Source organism: Rothia sp. 27098_8_161, assembly GCF_041432905.1.
GTDB lineage: Bacteria > Actinomycetota > Actinomycetes > Actinomycetales > Micrococcaceae > Rothia.
Genome location: NZ_JAPWAL010000078.1, coordinates 1 through 609 on the forward strand (window position 1 = coordinate 1; position 609 = coordinate 609).

Consider the following 609-nt stretch of genomic DNA (forward strand, 5'->3'; position numbering starts at 1 on the left):
CTTTGCCGCCGCTATCGGCGCGCTCACCTGTGGTCGTATCTCCGACCGGTACGGCCGCCGAACCACCATCATTGGGCTGTCCACCATCTTCTTCATTGGTGCTCTGACCTGCGTCTTCGCACCCAACGTTGCCGTGCTTATCACCGGACGAACCCTGCTCGGCCTGGCGGTCGGTGGCGCCTCCGCCGTGGTGCCCGTATTCCTCGCGGAGCTCGCACCCTACGAAATTCGTGGCTCCCTCTCCGGCCGTAACGAGCTCATGGTTGTGGGCGGTCAGCTTGCCGCGTTCATCGTGAATGCCCTCATTGGCAACCTATGGGGTGAGCACGACGGTGTGTGGCGCTGGATGTTCGCCATCTGCACCCTGCCCGCCATAGGCCTGTTCGTCGGCATGCTGCGTGTGCCCGAATCGCCGCGCTGGCTGTTGCGCGTCGGCAAGCGTGAACAGGCGCTGGAGGTTATGAAGCGCATCCGCTCCACCGAGCGTGCCGAAGCTGAAATCGCCGACATTGAGCGCACCCTGCAGGCGGAGGCGGCAACCTCCCAGAACGATGCGGCGGGTAAGGAAAGCGTGGGCGTGCGCGGCTGGTTCATGCGCATCCTGCTCGT

The 609-nt window shown here is 64.4% G+C and carries 1 protein-coding gene; it reads left to right on the forward strand.

Features of this window, described 5'->3' with window-relative positions; genetic code table 11:
* Positions 1-609: MFS transporter (locus tag O3648_RS08485; RefSeq protein ID WP_371569621.1), on the forward strand; the 609-nt coding region annotated here is incomplete at both ends.